Genomic DNA, 17,392 nt, shown 5'->3' with positions numbered 1-17,392 from the left:
TATTTCACCGCTTTAACACCAGCGGATAATTCGTCAGATTCTGCACCCCATCTTCCGTCACCAAAAACGTATTCTCCAACCGAATGCCCCCGTTCAATGCCTCGCTATACGCACCCGGCTCACAGGAAAAGACCGTACCCACCTCAAAAATACCCTCTCGGTCCCGATTCAAATCGGGCGGCTCGTGTGCGCGAATCCCCACGCCGTGTCCCGCGTGATGAATCAGTCCAATATCGGACAAATGGGGATGCTCGCGGATTCTCTCATCAATCGTATGCCACAGTACAGTCCCCCGTCCACCAGGCCCTACCAGATTGGGAACATCCTCTAAAATAGCTTTCAAAAGATCGTACACCGACGCCTGCAAATCTGTGGGATCGCCCACGGCAAAAGTACGACACAGATCGGACCAGTACCCGTGATATTCTGTCTGTGCGTCAATAACATACAACTCCCCATCTTCAATAATCCGATCTCTGGCAGGCCCACCCAATTGCCCGCACTGGTAATCGCCCCCGTGGTGCAACACCTCACCCGCGGCATTCAGCGCGACCTGCTGACCCGCCGCGAGCACATCCAGTTCATTCACACCCGGCGCAATCACCTCTTGCACGCGGTCATAAGCCCGCAGATTAATATCAATCGCCTTTTGCAACATCGCAACTTCATCGGCATCCTTACTCATCTGCTGTGCAATCAACAAATCGTCTATCCCCACCCATTCGCCACCCAGAGCATCTGCTATTGTATCGGCGAGCAACTTGGGCGTGGCTTCCTGCTGCCAGCCCAAACGAGAAATACCCCGGCAATCGCGGAGCTTTTGCGCCACAGCCGCATTCAGCAAGCGCATCGGATCGGGATTCATAGTGTAAAGCACATGCGAATCGTACACCACGCGCTCATCCACAGCCGCATCCCCTTCGTCAGTCGTTGACGCCAGCCACGATCCTCCCTCGGTCTCCAAATACAGAAGCGCGGGAAAAGAAAACGATGGATATGCCGACAGAAGCACACCGGTCAAATAGTAGATATCCCGATAATCTGTAATAATAACCGCGTCAATCCCCTCCTCGGAGAGACGCGCTCGAAATCGCTGCTGCCGGTTACGACAACCTTCTATAGTGAGCATAACACATATCCTTTCCGTGAAATTATATTGGTAAATCCCTCTTTTTTTTGCATAATACAGGGCGCATTCTCACAACCCATCCAATTTAACACCAGGAGTGCATCATGCCAGAAAAAAAAGTCCGCGTATGTGTCGTCGGTATGGGCATTGGCAAACCCAATGGCCGCGCCCTTGCGAAAAATGATCGCGGCGAAGTCGTCGCACTATGCGACCTGATCCCCGAAAGAATGGAAGAATTTGCCCGCGAACTGCCCGGCGAACAGAAATTCTACACCGATTACAAAGAAATGTGTAAAGACCCCGACATCGACGCGGTATTTGTAGGCACCCCAAACCAGTGGCATGTGCCCATCGCACTCGAAGCCGTCAAAAATGACAAACACGTCATGGTCACCAAACCACTATCGGATTCTGAGCAAGCAGCACAAAAACTCGTCGAAGCCGCCGAAGCATCTGGCGTCGTCAACATGATGTCGCTCTCCACCCGATTTTCCGACCAGTGCCAGTACCTGGGCAACCTCGCGCGCGAAGGCTATTTTGGCGACCTCTACTACGCCCGCGCCCGCAGCGTGCGCCGAAGCGGCATCCCCGCGTGGAACCTCGGATTCATCCAAAAAGGCGGCGGCGCATTCCGCGACATGGGCGTCCACGTCCTCGACGCCGTGTGGTACTTGCTCGGCATGCCCAAACCCGCCACCGTCACAGGCGTGTGCGGCGCAAAATTTGGACCGCGCGGACGCGGCTATTGGGGCTTTAGACAAGTCCCGCGCAGCACCTACGAACAATACGCCGCTGACGACTATGCCGGTGGGTTCATCCGCTTTGAAAACGGCGCGGGTCTTCAGGTCGAAAGCTTCTGGGCATCTCATCAGCCCAATGAACTCCAGATCGAACTCTTTGGCGACGAAGCAGGCGCGCAATTCCGCCCGCTCAAAATCTACAAAACACAGGACGGCGTCCCACACGACATCGCCGTCGATATCCCGCTTGCAACCCAGGCATGGGACCGCATTGCGGGCCACTTTATCGACTGCATCCTCGACGGCAAAACCTGCGAAGCACCCCTGCATCACGGATATCAGGTGCAGCAAATGATGGAAGCCCTGCTCGAAAGTGGCGAAACCGGACAGGAAATTCGCATCGATTAACCCACGGAGATTCCCATGACTGGCTTACACATCACCGTCGGACAAAAAAATGCCGACATCATCGGCAATGACAACCGCGCATTGCAAGCAGCAGTCGATTACACGGCTGCGCTCGGCGGAGGCACAGTTGAAATCCTATCCGGCACGTACATCATGCGCGACGCGCTCCATCTCCGCAGCAACATCACGGTCAAAGGACAGGGCGAAAATACCACATTGCGGAAGGCAAACGGCATTGAGGCCCCACTTCTCCTCGACGGAGATTTTGGCGAAGAACAGATCACTCTTGAAAATCTCGATGGATTCAAAGTGGGCTACGGCGTCAGCATCACAGACGATAAGGGCGGTGGATTCCACACCGCCGTCGGTACCATCCTCTGGCAAAAGGACAACACCTTTGGCGTCAATGTGCCTATGGGAGGCGACTACCTCGTCTCTCGCAATGCGCGCGCTGCAACCACCTTCCCGGTCATCAGCGGCTACCACATCGAAAATGCTCGAATAGAAAATCTGACTGTAGATGGCAACGGCGAAAACAACCCGCACCTCAACGGTTGCCGCGGCGCCGGCATATTCCTCTACCGGGGGCATCATACGATCCTGCAAAACTGCGCGATCAAAAATTATCACGGCGATGGCATCAGCTTCCAGCAGAGCCAGCACGTCACAGTCGAAAACTGCACCTGCACGGGCAATACCCACCTGGGCCTGCACCCGGGCAGCGGCAGCCAGCACCCCATCATCCGCAACTGCCGCTCGGAAAACAACGGTCGCATTGGCCTCTTTCTGTGCTGGCGCGTCAAACACGGTGTCTTTGAAAACAACGACCTCATCGACAATGGCGACACGGGCATCTCCATTGGTCACAAAGACACCGACAATCTGTTTTCCAACAACCGATCATTGCGCAACGGCTGTGAAGGCATACTCTTCCGCAACGAATCCGAACCCATGGGCGGGCATCGCAACACCTTTGAGAACAATCAAATTCTCGACAATGGCGACAAAAACAAAGGCTATGGCGTGCGCATCCTGGGCGAAACCCACGATCTCACCTTCACAAATAATCGCATTGGCAACGACGAAACAGCAACCCAGCGCATAGGTGTTCACATCGGCGAAAAAGCCGACCGCATTCACCTCAACAACAACGACCTGTCGGGCAATCTCGACGCCGAAATTGAAGACACACGACAAGTCGTTTCTGTGTAATGAGCATTGGAGGTTTGGAGGCTGAGAGTCGGTTGGGAGTTGTCATTGCGGCATGGTTTTGAGCCGCAATCCAGAAGGTTTTTTGTCATTACTCCCGTTGTGGCGTAGTTACTTCTCAGGAGAACCTATCATGGGGAAATACGGAGATGCGGCGGTTAAGGCTACAAGCCTAATTCGACAAGCCGGGTATCGCCCATGCGATGCATGGAAGACTGCTACCAAACGTCAATTTCCTACTCAGAAATCCGCTCGTGAAAAAGGTTGTCCGCGTGCAGCATACCTCGGTTTATGCGAGGAAGGCATAGTCTGCGGTGTAGCCCGGGGTAACTATACGCGGTCTGTACTGAACAAACAGTATGCCCTTGAAGCAGTTCAATTGCTTTGTTCAGACCCATCCTTTGCATCTGATAAGAACAGACTATGGAAAAAGGCTTTAAAAGGAGAAGATAAGGTCGAAAATGGTCAGATGGACATTGTGCTAACTCTATGGCAGAATCGTTTGATCAAATGTAAGACGTAGCAAACTGATATCGACAGGAACAGAGTGCGAGAGCCTTATCGTAGGAAAGCCATCAGGAGAGAACCTATCATCTTTAAAGAATTGGTTGGAAAACAGATACTATCGTATAATAAAAAAGGGCGTAGAATTTAACTCTGCGCCCTTTTTTAGAATTGACAGTCCCCAAAATGCAAGAGGAGAATCAATTTTCTACTTTTTTAGTGATAGTGTTGTGTACAAACTGTTGTGTACATGACGAAAGGTTGAATATTTTAACAGGGTATCATGTTGGGTTGCAAAAATGGGTGTCAAGATTATAAACACCATTTGGATATCGTTAGATCCTATAGCAGATACACTTTCTGTTTCTGTGAGATGCTCATACACATACCTTACATCGTCTAATTTTTGGCTTTGCTGAAGAAATTTTGCCAGTTTCCAAAGAGACCCAAACTGTCTGAACCGCTGTTTCTGGATTGCTTTTTCTTCTCTTGTCTTAGATTCATGATCCCCCATACTTTTTATTTCTCGTAGATGCTTTTTTATTTGCCCATCAAATTTTTGTGTTGTTTTATGGGGGATATGACAAAGTTTGTTTTGAAAATTATGCCCGTAGATACCCATACCATCTCTTTCATTTTTGGTACGCCCCTTGCCTTCGGAATAAATAATTGATCTTAAAATGTGTTCGTACGCATTATTTATATTATGGATAACATTGCATCTGAAAAAAAAAGGGTACAGGTTTCGTGCGAACTTATCGGGGTTAAAGTAATCATCCGGATTTTCAAAACTCTTCTTAATCCGCGTCTCAAGATCGCGTGCGGCTTGCCAATGACCAAATGCATGATAGTACGCGGCGCAGGCCAATATCTCACTTGCATTCATTTGCTACTCTCTTAGTGCTGGAAATTAATGTTAAAATGCTACTATTAAATAGGGGATTACCGAGGCAATTGCAAGAGGAGCGTGTGGCAACACACCCCAGAGAAGAACAACAAGCCTTTATGAGAGAAATGTGCCATGACCCACAAGGATAGGAGGATGTATTATGCGTTACAAATGGAAAAAACTGGCATATCATGCCGAATCTCCTTATTTTTATAAATTGAGGTCTCAGAGCGCGATCTCGCGCGGCGCAGGATAGCCTTGTCGATCGCCTTTTTTCTTTTTTCAAAGAGAAAGGAGATCATACTATGGTTAACTTGATTTCTGTCGTTTTGAGTTGTATTTCGCTTATTGGTGGATTGACTGATAATGCTTTTATGGATTATCCTCTTATTTCGGAATCACTTCAGGCGATTGCCGGGGTCCTGCTCTGAGCCCTTAAACTCCAACTTGATGGATTGTAATATCAAAAGCCCTCCTGTCTTTTTCAGGAGGGCTTCTTTTCTCGCTGATCAGTCAATATACTTCTCTACGATGGCGAAAAGAGTACAAAACAACTTCCTGACCGAATATATCGTAACGCAGGCGATAGTCGCCATGCCGAATGCGCCACTGGCCCTCTCCCGATTTTATATCCTTGAGTTTTTTAATATGGTATTGCCTTGTGTGATTATAGGGATCCTCGCCGAGAATGACACGTAACCCCTCAAGGACTTCCACCAGTTCGGGATGTTGTCTAAGGCGTTTTCGAGCATCGCGCAGAAATCGAGATGAAGTACGAACAAGAAACGGTTGCGGCATTATAGATAGTGCCTATGAATGCGTTTTTACTTTTTTGGGGTCGTCGCCAGCATGGAGTTCAGACAAAAAATCATCCAGAGGTCTGGTTCTGCCTTGCCGATATTCTTTATATCCCTCCGCAATCTGCTTCTGCATCTCGGGATCCTGGAGTTCCAACCAATCTTCCATATCATCTATATCCATAATACCAGCAATGGGAATACCGTTCTTTTCCAGGATAAAACACTCGTTATTGAGATGTGCCCGCCTTACGATCTGTCCCAAATTGGTGCGGGCTTCGGTTAAAGGAACGCGATGTACCATAGGAGTTGTTTTCTTCAAGATGTCCACCTCTGTGTAATATGGATTAACATTAGCACATCTATAATCAAAAATATATACGACTATCTAAAAGGCACAAGTCTTAATCGACGACATGGTCACCCGTGTAATGCCTGGGAGACTGCCGTCAAACTTTATTTTTTTAAGTTGTCCGATATACCGTCAACATCCTTCACGCGGTATTTCACTGTGCCAATCGCGATGAAAAATTGCCTTTTCGCCTTCATGGACCACAACGTTATTCGTCAGATAAAACAGTCTCTCATCACAGCGCATGTCACTCTGCGTCTCTACCCGAACACGCCACGCGCCTCTAACAAGCTCAATTTTCCGCTCGCACTTCGCGATCGCTGAAAGTGGGTCCATCATTTCTATTTCCCACAGATCTTTCGCCCACTCATCTAACTCAAGACCATCTTCAAACCGCAAACGCCCACCATCCGTCAAAACCTCATAAATCAGTTTTTCATCAACCGCATGCCAATGTCCAATGGGAAATCGACCTGACTTCCGAAGCACGCTGTGTTTCAGTTCACAGGCACCTTCGGGTTCATCGTAAGATGCTTTCAGAGCTTGACCAGACCATATAGGCAAACGCAAACACCCACCATTAAGTCGCAAAGTCACCGGTTCAGGTGACGGCCACGCCTGGGGCCAATACGCAGGCGATAAAGATACACGTAGAGCATTCCCTTCAGATATGCGACAGCCAATGGCATTGAGCTGCACCGTGACATCCAATATCTCGTCGGGTTTGAGATATCTGACCACCTCGTGCATTTCGCCATGCGCCAGATTGAGTAACCCCCAGCTCAAAAGTGCGGATGTGCCGTCTGGGAAAACCTCACACAATCTCACGGAGATTAGCGCGCGTTCCCTATTCGCTGACAAGCGCATAGACACTTCGGGAAAACCCAGAATATCGAGCGACTCCTCTAAAGGTTGCGATGTGAAAGTCACAGACCGCCCATCCTCTGCACGCTGATCTGGCGGATAATCACCTATGACACCCATTGGACACCAATTTCCAGAATCCAGCCCGTGTGCCAGCATTCCAGAAATAACCATATCGTCCACCTCTCTCGACTCCTCGCCGAGTGATCCATCCCTGCCCAACGGATATTCGCGCACTTCACCACGGGGCCAGATATGCTCCTCTATCCAGAACCCCGGCCAGGTCTTGTGATCAACAGCTGGCTTTTTACTCTCCTGCATCCACACGCGCAATACAGGCTCTTCCATAATGCCGGTATCTATCCCCTTCAACCAGTAATCCCACCACCGCAAACATTCCTGCAAAAACCCAATCGCAGGACCGGGAGTCCCTCGTTCGGGAAATTGGTGTGCCCAGGGACCAATAAGCCCTTTTTTCGGGCAGGTCAATCCTTCGAGCAATCGGGGAATCGTGTTGGTATAGCCATCTGCCCACCCGCCAACAACATAAACCGCGCATGTGATCGCAGAAAAGTTTTCACACACCGATCCCTGTTTCCAGTAGGCATCACGCACCTGATGCGCCATCCATATATCGACAAATGGCGCGAGATGATTCAGCCTTTCAGACCACATCTCACGCCATTTATCACCTGCATTTTTGGGATCGGGTGGCAAAGCACAATTGACCAGCATCGTCGATGCCCAATACAGCATCTTAGACGCCAGCACACATCCACCCTTGTAATGCACATCGTCTGCGTAGCGATCATCGGTCGAACACAAACTGATTACAGCTTTGAGTTCAGGAGGCTGGTGTGCGGCGACCTGCAACCCATTGAACCCACCCCACGATTTGCCGTACATGCCCACCTTGCCCGTTGACCAGAGTTGCGCTGCAATCCAAGAAAGGACCTCGAGCGCGTCTTCTTGTTCTCGCGGCAAGTATTCATCTAAAAGCACGCCCTCAGAATCGCCACTTCCCCGCATATCCACGCGGATTGAGGCGTACCCATGACCGGCAAAATAGGGATGATGAACCGAATCCCGTACAGCAGTACCATCGCTTTTGCGGTACGGCAAATATTCCAGAATACCTGGCACGGGATTTTGTTCTGCATCTTCTGGCAACCAGATGCGCGCGGCCAATCGCGTGCCATCTGACAGGGGAATCCAGGTATGCTCAATCTCCCGAACAGGTCGGGGGAATTCAGTAATCACGCGCATAAATCGTATATCACCCTCTACAAATCGACAACTCGGGGTTTTGGCTGTCCTTTGCGTCCGTGCAAATACGCGTCGTTTTCCGAAGGCCAGCGCATGCCGTATTGCTTGCTGCGCTGGCGTTTGTATCCGGCATTATATCCGACTATTTCTCAAAAGGCACATGAATAGATTCGGGAAAGTCTGGAAACAGGACGGACGTCGATATTTTGCCCTGAATATCCCAAAAACTGATGGCACCCGATTCTTCGCAAATCCAGACTTCTAAAGCACCGCGCTCCATATAAAGATCTTTCTTCTCTTCCATCTCATCCATGGAATTGCTCGGTGACATAATCTCAATGCACAATTCGGGTGCAGGCGGCGTAAAAATCGGCTGTCGAGGTGGAAAAGCCATGCACTTGCTCGACTTCGCGCACGGCCAATTCCGTGGCCCACTTAGCCTCTAGTGTATCGGGAAATTCCACTCCGTCCGTGGCCTCTCGCACCAAAATGGTGTTATAGCCCCGCCCGCGCATGGCGCGAACCCCGTAGTCGCGGCCCAATATACACCAGTTGGTCGCAAAGCCGGCGAAGAGCAAATGCAGAATGCCGCGCTCTTGGCACAAATCGTGCAGTTGCTGGCCCGTGCCCACGACAAAGTCCCCTTCCTCCACGGCGATGTGGGGCGAAATATCGAGTTGCCCGGTTAGGCTCTGCCAATAAAGATCAATGCCCGGCTCTTGGTTGCGCGGCCCCCGGAAACAGGCGTACGTCCCCTGCCGGTTGCGGAACTCGGCTGGCGGCCAACTCGGCGGCGGCCCCGGTTCAGGCTCGGGCGTGCAGCCTTGGTACACCTCGTACTTATCCGGGAAATTGGCCAGTACTCCGGGACTGGGTGCCTGCACGATGGTCAGGCCATATTCGCGCGCTCGCCCGATAAGCGGCGCAATCACTTCCTTGGTCACCGCCTCGGCGCGCTCGATCCAGCTATCGATGTGATGCACGTTCCACAGGTCGATCAGCACTAGCGCCGTCTGCTCGACTGGCAGGGCGAAATCCAGTTCCCGCACGACGAAATTTTCCTCACGGCAGGGCACTTCTGGGGGCGTGCTGTCTTGGAAGTACTGCACTTTCAGTTGTAGCGTCGCCATTGCGTCTCCTCTTCTCACAAGTCTGCGATCATATTGTATGTCACCCTCTACAAATCGACAGCCCGGGGTTTTGGTTGCCCTTTGCGCCCGTGCAAATACGCGTCGTTTTCCGAGGGCCATCGCATGCGATATTGTTTGCTGCGCTGGCGTTTGTATCCGGCATTGTAATAATTGCTCGTCGCCATCCAACTGAGCAAATCTGTGAACATCTCGCCTTTCACATCGGCGTATTCAGACCTATTCCAAACATTCCACAACTCTCCGGGATCGCGATCTAAATCATACAACTCGCCTTCTGCTTGCCCGATATAATACACCATCTTATGGGTCTGTGACCGCATCATAATCTGATAATTATCCTCGCAGAAAACGTATTTTCGAGGCACGGGCGTCTCCCCATTCAAATACGGCATCAAAGAACGCCCCTCCAAATAGGTCGGAACAGCTACCCCCGCAGCGTTCAGAATCGTCGGACCCAAATCCATAAGCGAAACCAGATCGCGTGTTTCGCACGGACGATCAACAGACTGCGGCGTGCGAATCATCAGCGGAATATGCACAATCGGATCGTACATCAACCACTTATACGCCAACCCGTGATCGCCCAGCATCTCGCCGTGATCCGAACAAAAAATCAACAAACTATTCTCCAACCACCCCCGCGCTTGCAGAGCATCCATAATCTCGCCCAGCTTTTCATCAACCGTCGAAATATTCCCGTAATAATGCCGCTTCATCTCGGCGAGTTCATCATCTGTGCGCCCGCGCAAATCGATTTGCGATTCGTGATCAGTCGTCGCGTGCATATCCAGATGCGCCGCATGTTGCGGCGGCTTATCCTCCAATTCTCCATCGCGCTTTACACACGGCGGCATATCTCGATCGCGATACAAATCCAAATGTCTTGGCAAAGGATCCCAGGGCTCGTGAGGTCCCGTAAATCCAACCTGGAGAAACAGCGGTTTATCGCCCTGGTGATTGCGAATCCAGTTCAACGCAGAATTGCCGATAAACACATCGCTGTGAAACCGCGCCTCCTCGTGCCACACAACCCCCTGACATTTGTTGAGCCACTCGGGATCTGCCTTATTGCGATCATTGGGCCGCTTCACATTGTGAAACGTCATGTACCTGCCCCAATCGTCATCTGCCCCACCGCCATCCAGTGCTTTATTGGTGGGATTTTCCACAATAACGCGCTCGTGAAATCCACCGGGAATATCACGCGGAGTCAAGTGCATCTTGCCAATATTCACGCAATAGTAGCCCGCATCCGATAAATCCTGCACCCAGTTGCGGTGATTTGCCCAGTGATCAAAACTATAAACGCCCGTCGTATGCGGGTACATACCCGTAAAAATTGCCGCCCGCGACGCCACACACGTCGCACCGGGACAATACGCCTGCCGAAACGACACACTCTCTCTCGCGAGCCGATCCAGCGTGGGCGTAACCATGTAATCATATCCCCAGGCGTGAATGGTATCAAAACGCTGCTGATCTGTAATCACAAAAATAATATGCGGCTTGCCCTCAAACATCGCGCCTCCTCATGTCCCCAACGCAAAATGCGCCCCCGACAAAACCTGTGACGAAGCCACGCGATCGAGAATCCGCAGGCGCAGTTGATTCTCAACCTCGGCCATCTCGGGCAAACCCGCGAGATTATTCACCTCACCGGGATCTTCTTGCACATTAAAAAGCAAATAGGGCTGTCCCTCGCGATTCAGCGCGATTTTCCATTCGCGATCCAACAACATAATTTCCCCACCGTATTCCGATATCGCTTCTGTGCGGTGTTCTCGCGTCGGATCTTCCAGAACGGGACAGGCCGATTTGGCAAACTGTCTGAAGTCGAGTTCACCCCCTGCGAGCTCAACCAGCGTCGGTCCCGCGTCAAACCACTCAATAGGACTATCACACACCGAACCAGCAACATCACTACTCGCCGTCCCGGGCGTGCGAATCAGCAGGGGAACCCGCACCGCACCATTTAAAAGATTGCTCTTATAAATAAAACCGTAATCCCCATTCATCTCGCCGTGATCCGACGTCAGTACAACAACCGTATTATCCATCTCGCCGCGCTGTTCAATCACATCGAAAATCTCGCCAATCTGATCGTCAATCAACGTGACATTGCCCGCGTAATTTGCGCGCAACAATTTCTCTTCTCCCGGTTCAAAAGGTATCTTTTGCTTGGCATCTAACAAACCCCGTGGACGCTCGCGGTCATCCTCTGGCGCCGCAACCGGATCGGGCATATCCTCCGGGTTATACCGGCTATAATGGGGTTCTGGCGTATCCCACGGTTCGTGAGGCCCCCCAAAACTCACCCAGCAGAACCAGGGTTGATCGCGGTCATATCCCGCCAGATACTTCTTCGCCTGCTGTCCCACATACACATCCGCATAATCCTCAAAAGGCAATGTCGATGGCCGCGTCACCCAGGGCTTATTGCTAAAACGCTCCTCGAAATCCGCCTGATACGCAGCCCACAACCCCTTCTCTTCCCACATCGCCGTCATATACGACAAACATCGCGCGCTCGCCCTTGGCCCGCCAATCTCATCCACATCATCAAGCCCATAACTGTGCATCAAATGCTCGCGATCCCTCAAATCGCCTCCGTGCGGGTGTAAATGCGTCTTGCCAAACAGACTCGTGCGATACCCCGCATCGCGCACCGCCTGCATCCACGTTGGACAATCTGGCGATAACGTGTGGTCCTGATTATCCCAAACCCCCGTATTGTGCGGATAATGCCCGGTAGCCAGACTCAACCGCGTTGGAATACACACCGGGGAATTGGTCACGCAATTTGAAAACCGCACGCCCTCGGCCGCAATGCGGTCCATATTGGGCGTCTCCAGCCAATCGCTCACACAACTCAGCGCATCCCACCGCTGCTGATCAGTTATAATCATCAAAATATTCGGTTTGCTCATTCATTGTCCTTTCAGAAAGTGTTTTTGGGAACTATTTTGCCCAATATAAATGCCCATGGTAAAATAGGCAACCATTCTCAAGAAGCCGCATCGGCATCTTGATTCGCCTGCTTCAACAGCAAAATAATCTGATCTAAGCGCTTCATAAATCCATAGAGAAAGGCAAAAATCGTACACCACAATCCCACGATAAAAAGCCCTCCGGTAATCGCCATCAGAATCAAATCATAACGCGTAAATTCTGGCATCTTTCCTCCTTAAAATGGGGTATGCTTGCTTGCTCGCCTTGCTATTATAGTTCAATTGCCTTATGTTCCCCTTATTCTGAGGAACAAACATCTATCTACAATAGTCAAAAATAAAATAGCTCAAAGGATAATATCATGCGCCAATACCTGTGGATCGCGATATTTTTAATCGGATGCGGCGGCACCACTGCGCCGACACCTACCGAACCTGAACTCACCGCCCAGCACGCGCGCCTGGAACCCGTACAATTTCAAACGCCAGACGGCTTTCTGTTATTTGGCACACTCTTTTCTTCGCCCAATCACCCCGCCCCTCGCCCTGCAGTCATCCTGCTCCATCCATTTAACGAAAACCACATTCAGTGGGCGGACTTTGTTCCCGAACTCGTTGCCGAGCGAGGATATTTGGCACTCGCCTTTGATCTGCGCGGGCATGGCAACAGCATCTTTCGCAATGGGCAACCGTACACAATCCAGAACTTTTCCATTGAAGACTTCAACCAGATGCCGCTCGATGTCGTCGCTGCAATTGCATTTCTCAAAACCCGCACAGAAGCCGACCCCAACCGCATCGGTGTCATCGGTACAGACATCGGTGCCAACATCGCCTTTGTAAGCGCGGGTCTGTATCCCGATATCAAAGCAACCGTATCCGTTTCGCCCAGCTTTCGCGAAAATCAGGCTCAGGAAATTCTCATCGGCACCAATATTCCCGGTTTTGCACCCCGCAACATTCTCTATCTCGCAGCTTTTGGCGATGGATATGCCTACACCTCATCCCAAAACATGTCTGAATTGACCCGGGGGGTTACTGCCGTAATCGGCTATCAGGGAACGGGACATGGACTCGACTTGCTCGCCCAGGGCAACGCGTGGACAACCGCCCTGGACTGGCTCGACAAAAATCTTTGAAACGATGTATGAAAACGCGTCATCTCTTCACACGGGAGGCAACCATGCGACCTTCAAGATGGATATCGATCTTACTGATGGGCGCGGCACTATGCGCCTTGGACCTGTCAGATATTTACGCACAGCGCGGAGGGGGTGGACGTGGCGGTGGTGGACGCGGCGGCGGCGGTGGTGGACGCGCAGATTTGAGCCCCCAGCAACGCAGACAATTTGCCGAATACCCCTGGGATGCCCAAAAACTCCTCGAAGCCAACGCGCAGATTCTCAACCAAATGCCAGCCCCCATACAGATGTACATACTCGATCAGGCTAAAAAATGGGACGATCTGTTTCCCGTTCGCCACCAGCAACTCGAACTCTTTTTTCGCAAAATCCTCAACACCGATCGCCAGGAATTTAACGCGGTATTCGGCAATATCTTGCGCGAATTTCAGGCACTGCAGGGCGGCAGACAGGGACGTCGGGGGCAAGGGCAAGGAGCACGCAGTGGAGGACAGGAGCGCCAGGGACAAGGAGTGCGCGGCGGTGGACAGGGGGGCCGACGAGGGCAAGGAGCACGCGGCGGTGGACAGGGACGCCAGGGGCAAGGAGCACGCGGCGGTGGAGGTGGGCGCGGAGGTCCCAGTCTGAATATCACCGACTTTACACCTGCTCAATACGCCATGCTCGAACACGCTTTCGAATCTTTTGTCCTACCAGACCAGGGCTTGCCCAAAGGCGTGGTCATCATTGCGATCACCGGATCGGGGTCGGGATCGAATATCCCCGCCTATCTGACGTACAGAGGGGCATTATTTAACAATATCGACTACGGCAAAAAATCGCGCGATTGGATGACCACCGTTCAAACGGCTTCACCCAATGCAATCAAAGGCAAAAATCTCAAAGTCCCTTCGCTATTTGAATATCACAACAAAGCCGTCGAGGACAAAACCCATACGCGCACGCTGGCTTTCTATCAGTCTGGGGAAAAAGAAATCCCCCCCATAGTTAGCAAAACCAAGGGCTATGGTACCAGATACAGCCCTTCTGCCGTCAACGCACCCAGCCTCGAAAAAATCGCAGGCACCATAGAAGAACAACTCGGCACAGCCATAAAACAGGGCAAATCGCAGCGATATATCGACCGCATAGTCAAACCCAAGCTGACCCCGGAAGCTCTCAAACTCAAAAAAATCATCAAAGATGAGGCATTTGGTCGGCTGGTATCCGGCGTATTGATGGACAGCGAAGAAAGCCGCAAACTCGGTAGCACATTCATCATCGAGGTCGCGCAAAAAGCCATGGATGCCGCACTTCCCGATATTGTCTTTATCGAAATGAAAGTCGGCGATGTCTCTACTCAAACCATCTCTCAATTTCACGACACAATAAGCGCGATGGCGCGCTATGGCAGCAGCGTGACATTCGCCTTATTCGATGAACCTGCTGGCCAGGCACTCATCGTCAGTCCCAAAATCATTGGTGGTCAATCCTTCGACGGCCAAAGCCTCGAAAACATATCAGCCACCCTTGCCAGAGCGAGCAGTCTCATGCTCGAGGGGGCAGCGGGAACGCCTGTCGCTGAGGTGAGAATGCGTTAAAAGCAAAGTCAAATAGGGGCGAACTGTGTTCGCCCCTATTCTTTTTATAGCCGATGTAGAACTCGTCTCTGTTCACACCACCACTGCCTGCCTACGCCTTACCGACTCAACCTCCACAAAACACAGACGCAGCGCGTCAGCAGCACTCTCTCCAGAAATTTCTCTGGCAACTTCGCCGCTTTCCACGGCATCTACCGCAGCTTGAATCTCGTTGGTAAATGCCACCACGGGATCGGCATCGCCCAAATCAGGTACTCGCACCTCACCATCATCCGTCAACAAGGTCACGGGCATCGTCACAACCGGCTTGCCGCCCAGAGTCGCAAACTCGAAAAGCACCGTAGCGCGCTCCATATAAACCTCAAACCCGTGCGTAAACGCCCTCCCCTGCTGAGAAATAGCACCCGAAGCACACGTCACGCACAAATCCGGCTGGCTATCGTATTGATAACTCGTCGAAATATATTCCACATACCGATCTCGCACCAGCCTGCCCGAAGACACCACCCGATCTGGCCGACCGAGCAACACCAGGATATAATGCGTATCGTGAATATGCAAATCGACGCCCGGTCCCCCGCTCTTTTCCATATTGCCGAAGGCAGTCGTCCAATTGGGCTGCGAAATAACGCGCTTGAAATGCGCGCCGAGCACATTGCCGTATTCCCCACCATCGACCACCTGCTTGAGATAGGCAAACTCCGGAAAAAAGGGCAAAACCTGTGCCACCATCATCAACCTTCCCGTCTGTTCGGACACCTGTACCATGCGGTCGGCATCCTCCAGACTCAGCGCAATGGGCTTTTCGACCAGCACATGCTTGCCCGCGCGCATCGCAGCAATCGCAACCTCGCAGTGTTGCGACGTCGGCAAACAAATATCGACCAGATCAATTGAAGCGTCCGATAGCAAATCATCAATCTTCTCATACGTGCGAATACCCGAAAGATCTTCCACCCCCCCCGGCTCTCCAAAATTACCTCCCAAACCCCGCCAATCTCCCGCTCGCTTTTTGGGACTGCGCGTGCATATCGCAGCCACCTTACCTCCACGCACACTCCGAATCCCCCGGTAATGTGTCATACCCATAAATCCCAATCCAATAATACCTATCGAAACCATATCAAACCTCCAATAAGTAAATGTCAGCGTTTAGTAACGTCTATTTTTTCGCCCTGGCGGCGGGCTATCAGGGCTGTGCCACACGAATCACTCCAAACATTGACAGTGGTGCGACACATGTCCAAAATGCGATCCACAGCCAGAATCAGACCGATCCCCTCCAGGGGCAGCCCCACAGAGGATAGAACAATAGAAAGCATCACCAGGCCCGTCATAGGAATACCAGCCGCGCCGATGGAGGCCAACAAAGCGGTAAGGACGACCAGGAATTGCTGGATAAATCCTAACTCAACCCCATAGGCTTGAGCAATAAATAAGGCGGCGACGCATTCGAACAGGGCTGTACCATCCATATTGATGGTGGCACCCAGCGGCGCGACAAAACTGGTGGTGCGGTTGGAAACGCCAGCGCGTTGTGCCAGCGATTCAATGGTAATGGGCAAGGTCGCCGAAGAAGAACTGGTAGAAAAAGCAGTGAGAAGAGCCGGACTCATGGCGCGCAGGAGAGCCAGAGGCGATATGCCACCCACAAAATAGAGCACGAGCGGCAAGATAATCGCCGCGTGGACGACCAGACCAGCAAAGACAGTGAGGGCGTACAACCCCAAATCGATGAAAACCGACAGACCGGTAGTACCAACAACTTTGGCGACCAGGGCAAAAATGCCGATGGGTGCCAGACGAATAATAAAATGGGTCAATTGCATCATAGCCTCAAAGGCCGATTGGAAAAACTCACACAGACGCTTCTGGTGCGGATCGGGCAAGCGGATGATGGCAAATCCGAGAAGAAAGCAAAAGACGATCAAGGGCAAAATCTGACCTTCAGCCATGGCCTTGAATACATTATCCGGCACCATATCCAACAACATCCGCTCAAGGGCGGCTTTGGGACCGTCGCCGAATTGAGCTATGGAATGGGCCAATTGTTCAGGAGGTGCTTGCAAATGCAACTGCGCCCCCTTGCCTGGACTTATGGCATTGACCAATACCAGACCGGTGATAATGGACAACAAGCTGGAGCTCAGGTAATAGGTAAAGGTCTGAGCACTCAGGCGTCCAAAATGACCGACCTGGCCCATGCCGACCACCCCGAAAACAATGGAAGTGACGATCAAGGGGACAATGATCACTTTAAGACCCTTGAGGAAAAGGGCCCCTAAAAAGGCAAAGTGAAGAACGGATTCACCTAATAGCACGCCACTTATTGCGCCGAAGATCAACGCGATGAAGATTTGCACCTGAAGCGAACGCATATTCATTCTCTCTTGAGGTTTTGCAGTATTCTCTG

At 51.6% G+C, this 17,392-nt stretch carries 15 protein-coding genes and 1 pseudogene; 5 read left to right on the top strand and 11 right to left on the bottom strand.

Translation table 11 applies throughout. From position 1 onward, the window contains the following. Positions 1-4 precede the first annotated feature (4 nt). A complete protein-coding gene (locus tag F4Y39_13570; GenBank protein ID MYC14753.1) occupies positions 5-1,129 on the bottom strand; it encodes an aminopeptidase P family protein in 1,125 nt (374 codons plus the stop codon). Positions 1,130-1,233: 104 nt separating this feature from the next. Here F4Y39_13570 and F4Y39_13565 point away from each other — a divergent pair, with 104 nt between their 5' ends. The 3 genes from F4Y39_13565 (at position 1,234) to F4Y39_13555 (ending at position 4,009) form a co-directional block, all read left to right on the top strand. Next, positions 1,234-2,277 (top strand): Gfo/Idh/MocA family oxidoreductase, encoded by a 1,044-nt coding sequence (locus F4Y39_13565; GenBank protein MYC14752.1) that lies wholly within the window; start codon positions 1,234-1,236, stop codon positions 2,275-2,277. Positions 2,278-2,292: 15 nt separating this feature from the next. Then, entirely contained in the window at positions 2,293-3,489 is a 1,197-nt protein-coding gene (locus F4Y39_13560) for a hypothetical protein (protein ID MYC14751.1), read from the top strand. Between the two features lie 130 nt (positions 3,490-3,619). After that, positions 3,620-4,009, top strand: coding sequence for a hypothetical protein (locus tag F4Y39_13555; protein MYC14750.1), 390 nt, complete (start codon positions 3,620-3,622; stop codon positions 4,007-4,009). Positions 4,010-4,198: 189 nt separating this feature from the next. Here the strand turns inward: F4Y39_13555 and F4Y39_13550 are convergent, their stop codons facing one another. The 8 genes from F4Y39_13550 to F4Y39_13515 all read right to left on the bottom strand — a co-directional run bounded on the left by F4Y39_13550 (position 4,199) and on the right by F4Y39_13515 (position 12,236). After that, positions 4,199-4,876, bottom strand: a complete 678-nt coding sequence (locus tag F4Y39_13550) for a hypothetical protein (protein MYC14749.1) — start codon at positions 4,874-4,876, stop codon at positions 4,199-4,201. 516 nt (positions 4,877-5,392) lie between these two features. Then, on the bottom strand, positions 5,393-5,677 hold the full coding sequence (locus tag F4Y39_13545; GenBank protein ID MYC14748.1) for a hypothetical protein: 285 nt from the start codon (positions 5,675-5,677) through the stop codon (positions 5,393-5,395). 12 nt (positions 5,678-5,689) lie between these two features. Continuing rightward, positions 5,690-5,998 (bottom strand): type II toxin-antitoxin system Phd/YefM family antitoxin, encoded by a 309-nt coding sequence (locus F4Y39_13540; GenBank protein ID MYC14747.1) that lies wholly within the window; start codon positions 5,996-5,998, stop codon positions 5,690-5,692. A gap of 162 nt (positions 5,999-6,160) precedes the next feature. Beyond that, positions 6,161-8,158, bottom strand: coding sequence for a CocE/NonD family hydrolase (locus F4Y39_13535; GenBank protein ID MYC14746.1), 1,998 nt, complete (start codon positions 8,156-8,158; stop codon positions 6,161-6,163). Between the two features lie 142 nt (positions 8,159-8,300). Next, entirely contained in the window at positions 8,301-8,552 is a 252-nt protein-coding gene (locus F4Y39_13530) for a Uma2 family endonuclease (GenBank protein ID MYC14745.1), read from the bottom strand. Then, positions 8,494-9,408 carry an isochorismatase family protein gene (locus F4Y39_13525; protein MYC14744.1) on the bottom strand — a complete coding sequence of 305 codons (915 nt, stop codon included), beginning with the start codon at positions 9,406-9,408 and terminating at the stop codon, positions 8,494-8,496. The genes F4Y39_13530 and F4Y39_13525 overlap by 59 nt, the downstream gene beginning before the upstream one ends. Further along, positions 9,336-10,829: a sulfatase-like hydrolase/transferase gene (locus F4Y39_13520; protein MYC14743.1), complete on the bottom strand. Its 1,494-nt coding sequence runs from the start codon at positions 10,827-10,829 to the stop codon at positions 9,336-9,338. Before F4Y39_13520 ends, F4Y39_13525 begins: the two co-directional genes overlap by 73 nt. 9 nt (positions 10,830-10,838) lie before the next feature. Beyond that, complete coding sequence (locus F4Y39_13515; GenBank protein MYC14742.1) at positions 10,839-12,236, bottom strand: sulfatase-like hydrolase/transferase; 1,398 nt, start codon at positions 12,234-12,236, stop codon at positions 10,839-10,841. A gap of 383 nt (positions 12,237-12,619) precedes the next feature. Here F4Y39_13515 and F4Y39_13510 point away from each other — a divergent pair, with 383 nt between their 5' ends. Continuing rightward, complete coding sequence (locus F4Y39_13510) at positions 12,620-13,396, top strand: alpha/beta fold hydrolase (GenBank protein MYC14741.1); 777 nt, start codon at positions 12,620-12,622, stop codon at positions 13,394-13,396. A gap of 440 nt (positions 13,397-13,836) precedes the next feature. Beyond that, positions 13,837-14,016: pseudogene (locus F4Y39_13505) on the top strand (pseudouridine synthase). 1,035 nt (positions 14,017-15,051) lie between these two features. Here the strand turns inward: F4Y39_13505 and F4Y39_13500 are convergent. Together F4Y39_13500 and F4Y39_13495 are read right to left on the bottom strand one after the other, a co-directional pair. Beyond that, on the bottom strand, positions 15,052-16,101 hold the full coding sequence (locus F4Y39_13500; GenBank protein ID MYC14740.1) for a Gfo/Idh/MocA family oxidoreductase: 1,050 nt from the start codon (positions 16,099-16,101) through the stop codon (positions 15,052-15,054). A gap of 23 nt (positions 16,102-16,124) precedes the next feature. Then, entirely contained in the window at positions 16,125-17,363 is a 1,239-nt protein-coding gene (locus F4Y39_13495; GenBank protein MYC14739.1) for a dicarboxylate/amino acid:cation symporter, read from the bottom strand. Positions 17,364-17,392: the final 29 nt, after the last annotated feature.

Source organism: Gemmatimonadota bacterium, from assembly GCA_009838845.1.
GTDB lineage: Bacteria > Latescibacterota > UBA2968 > UBA2968 > UBA2968 > VXRD01.
Note: the sequence above shows the minus strand (reverse complement) of the source record. Positions and strands in the feature narration are given on the sequence as shown.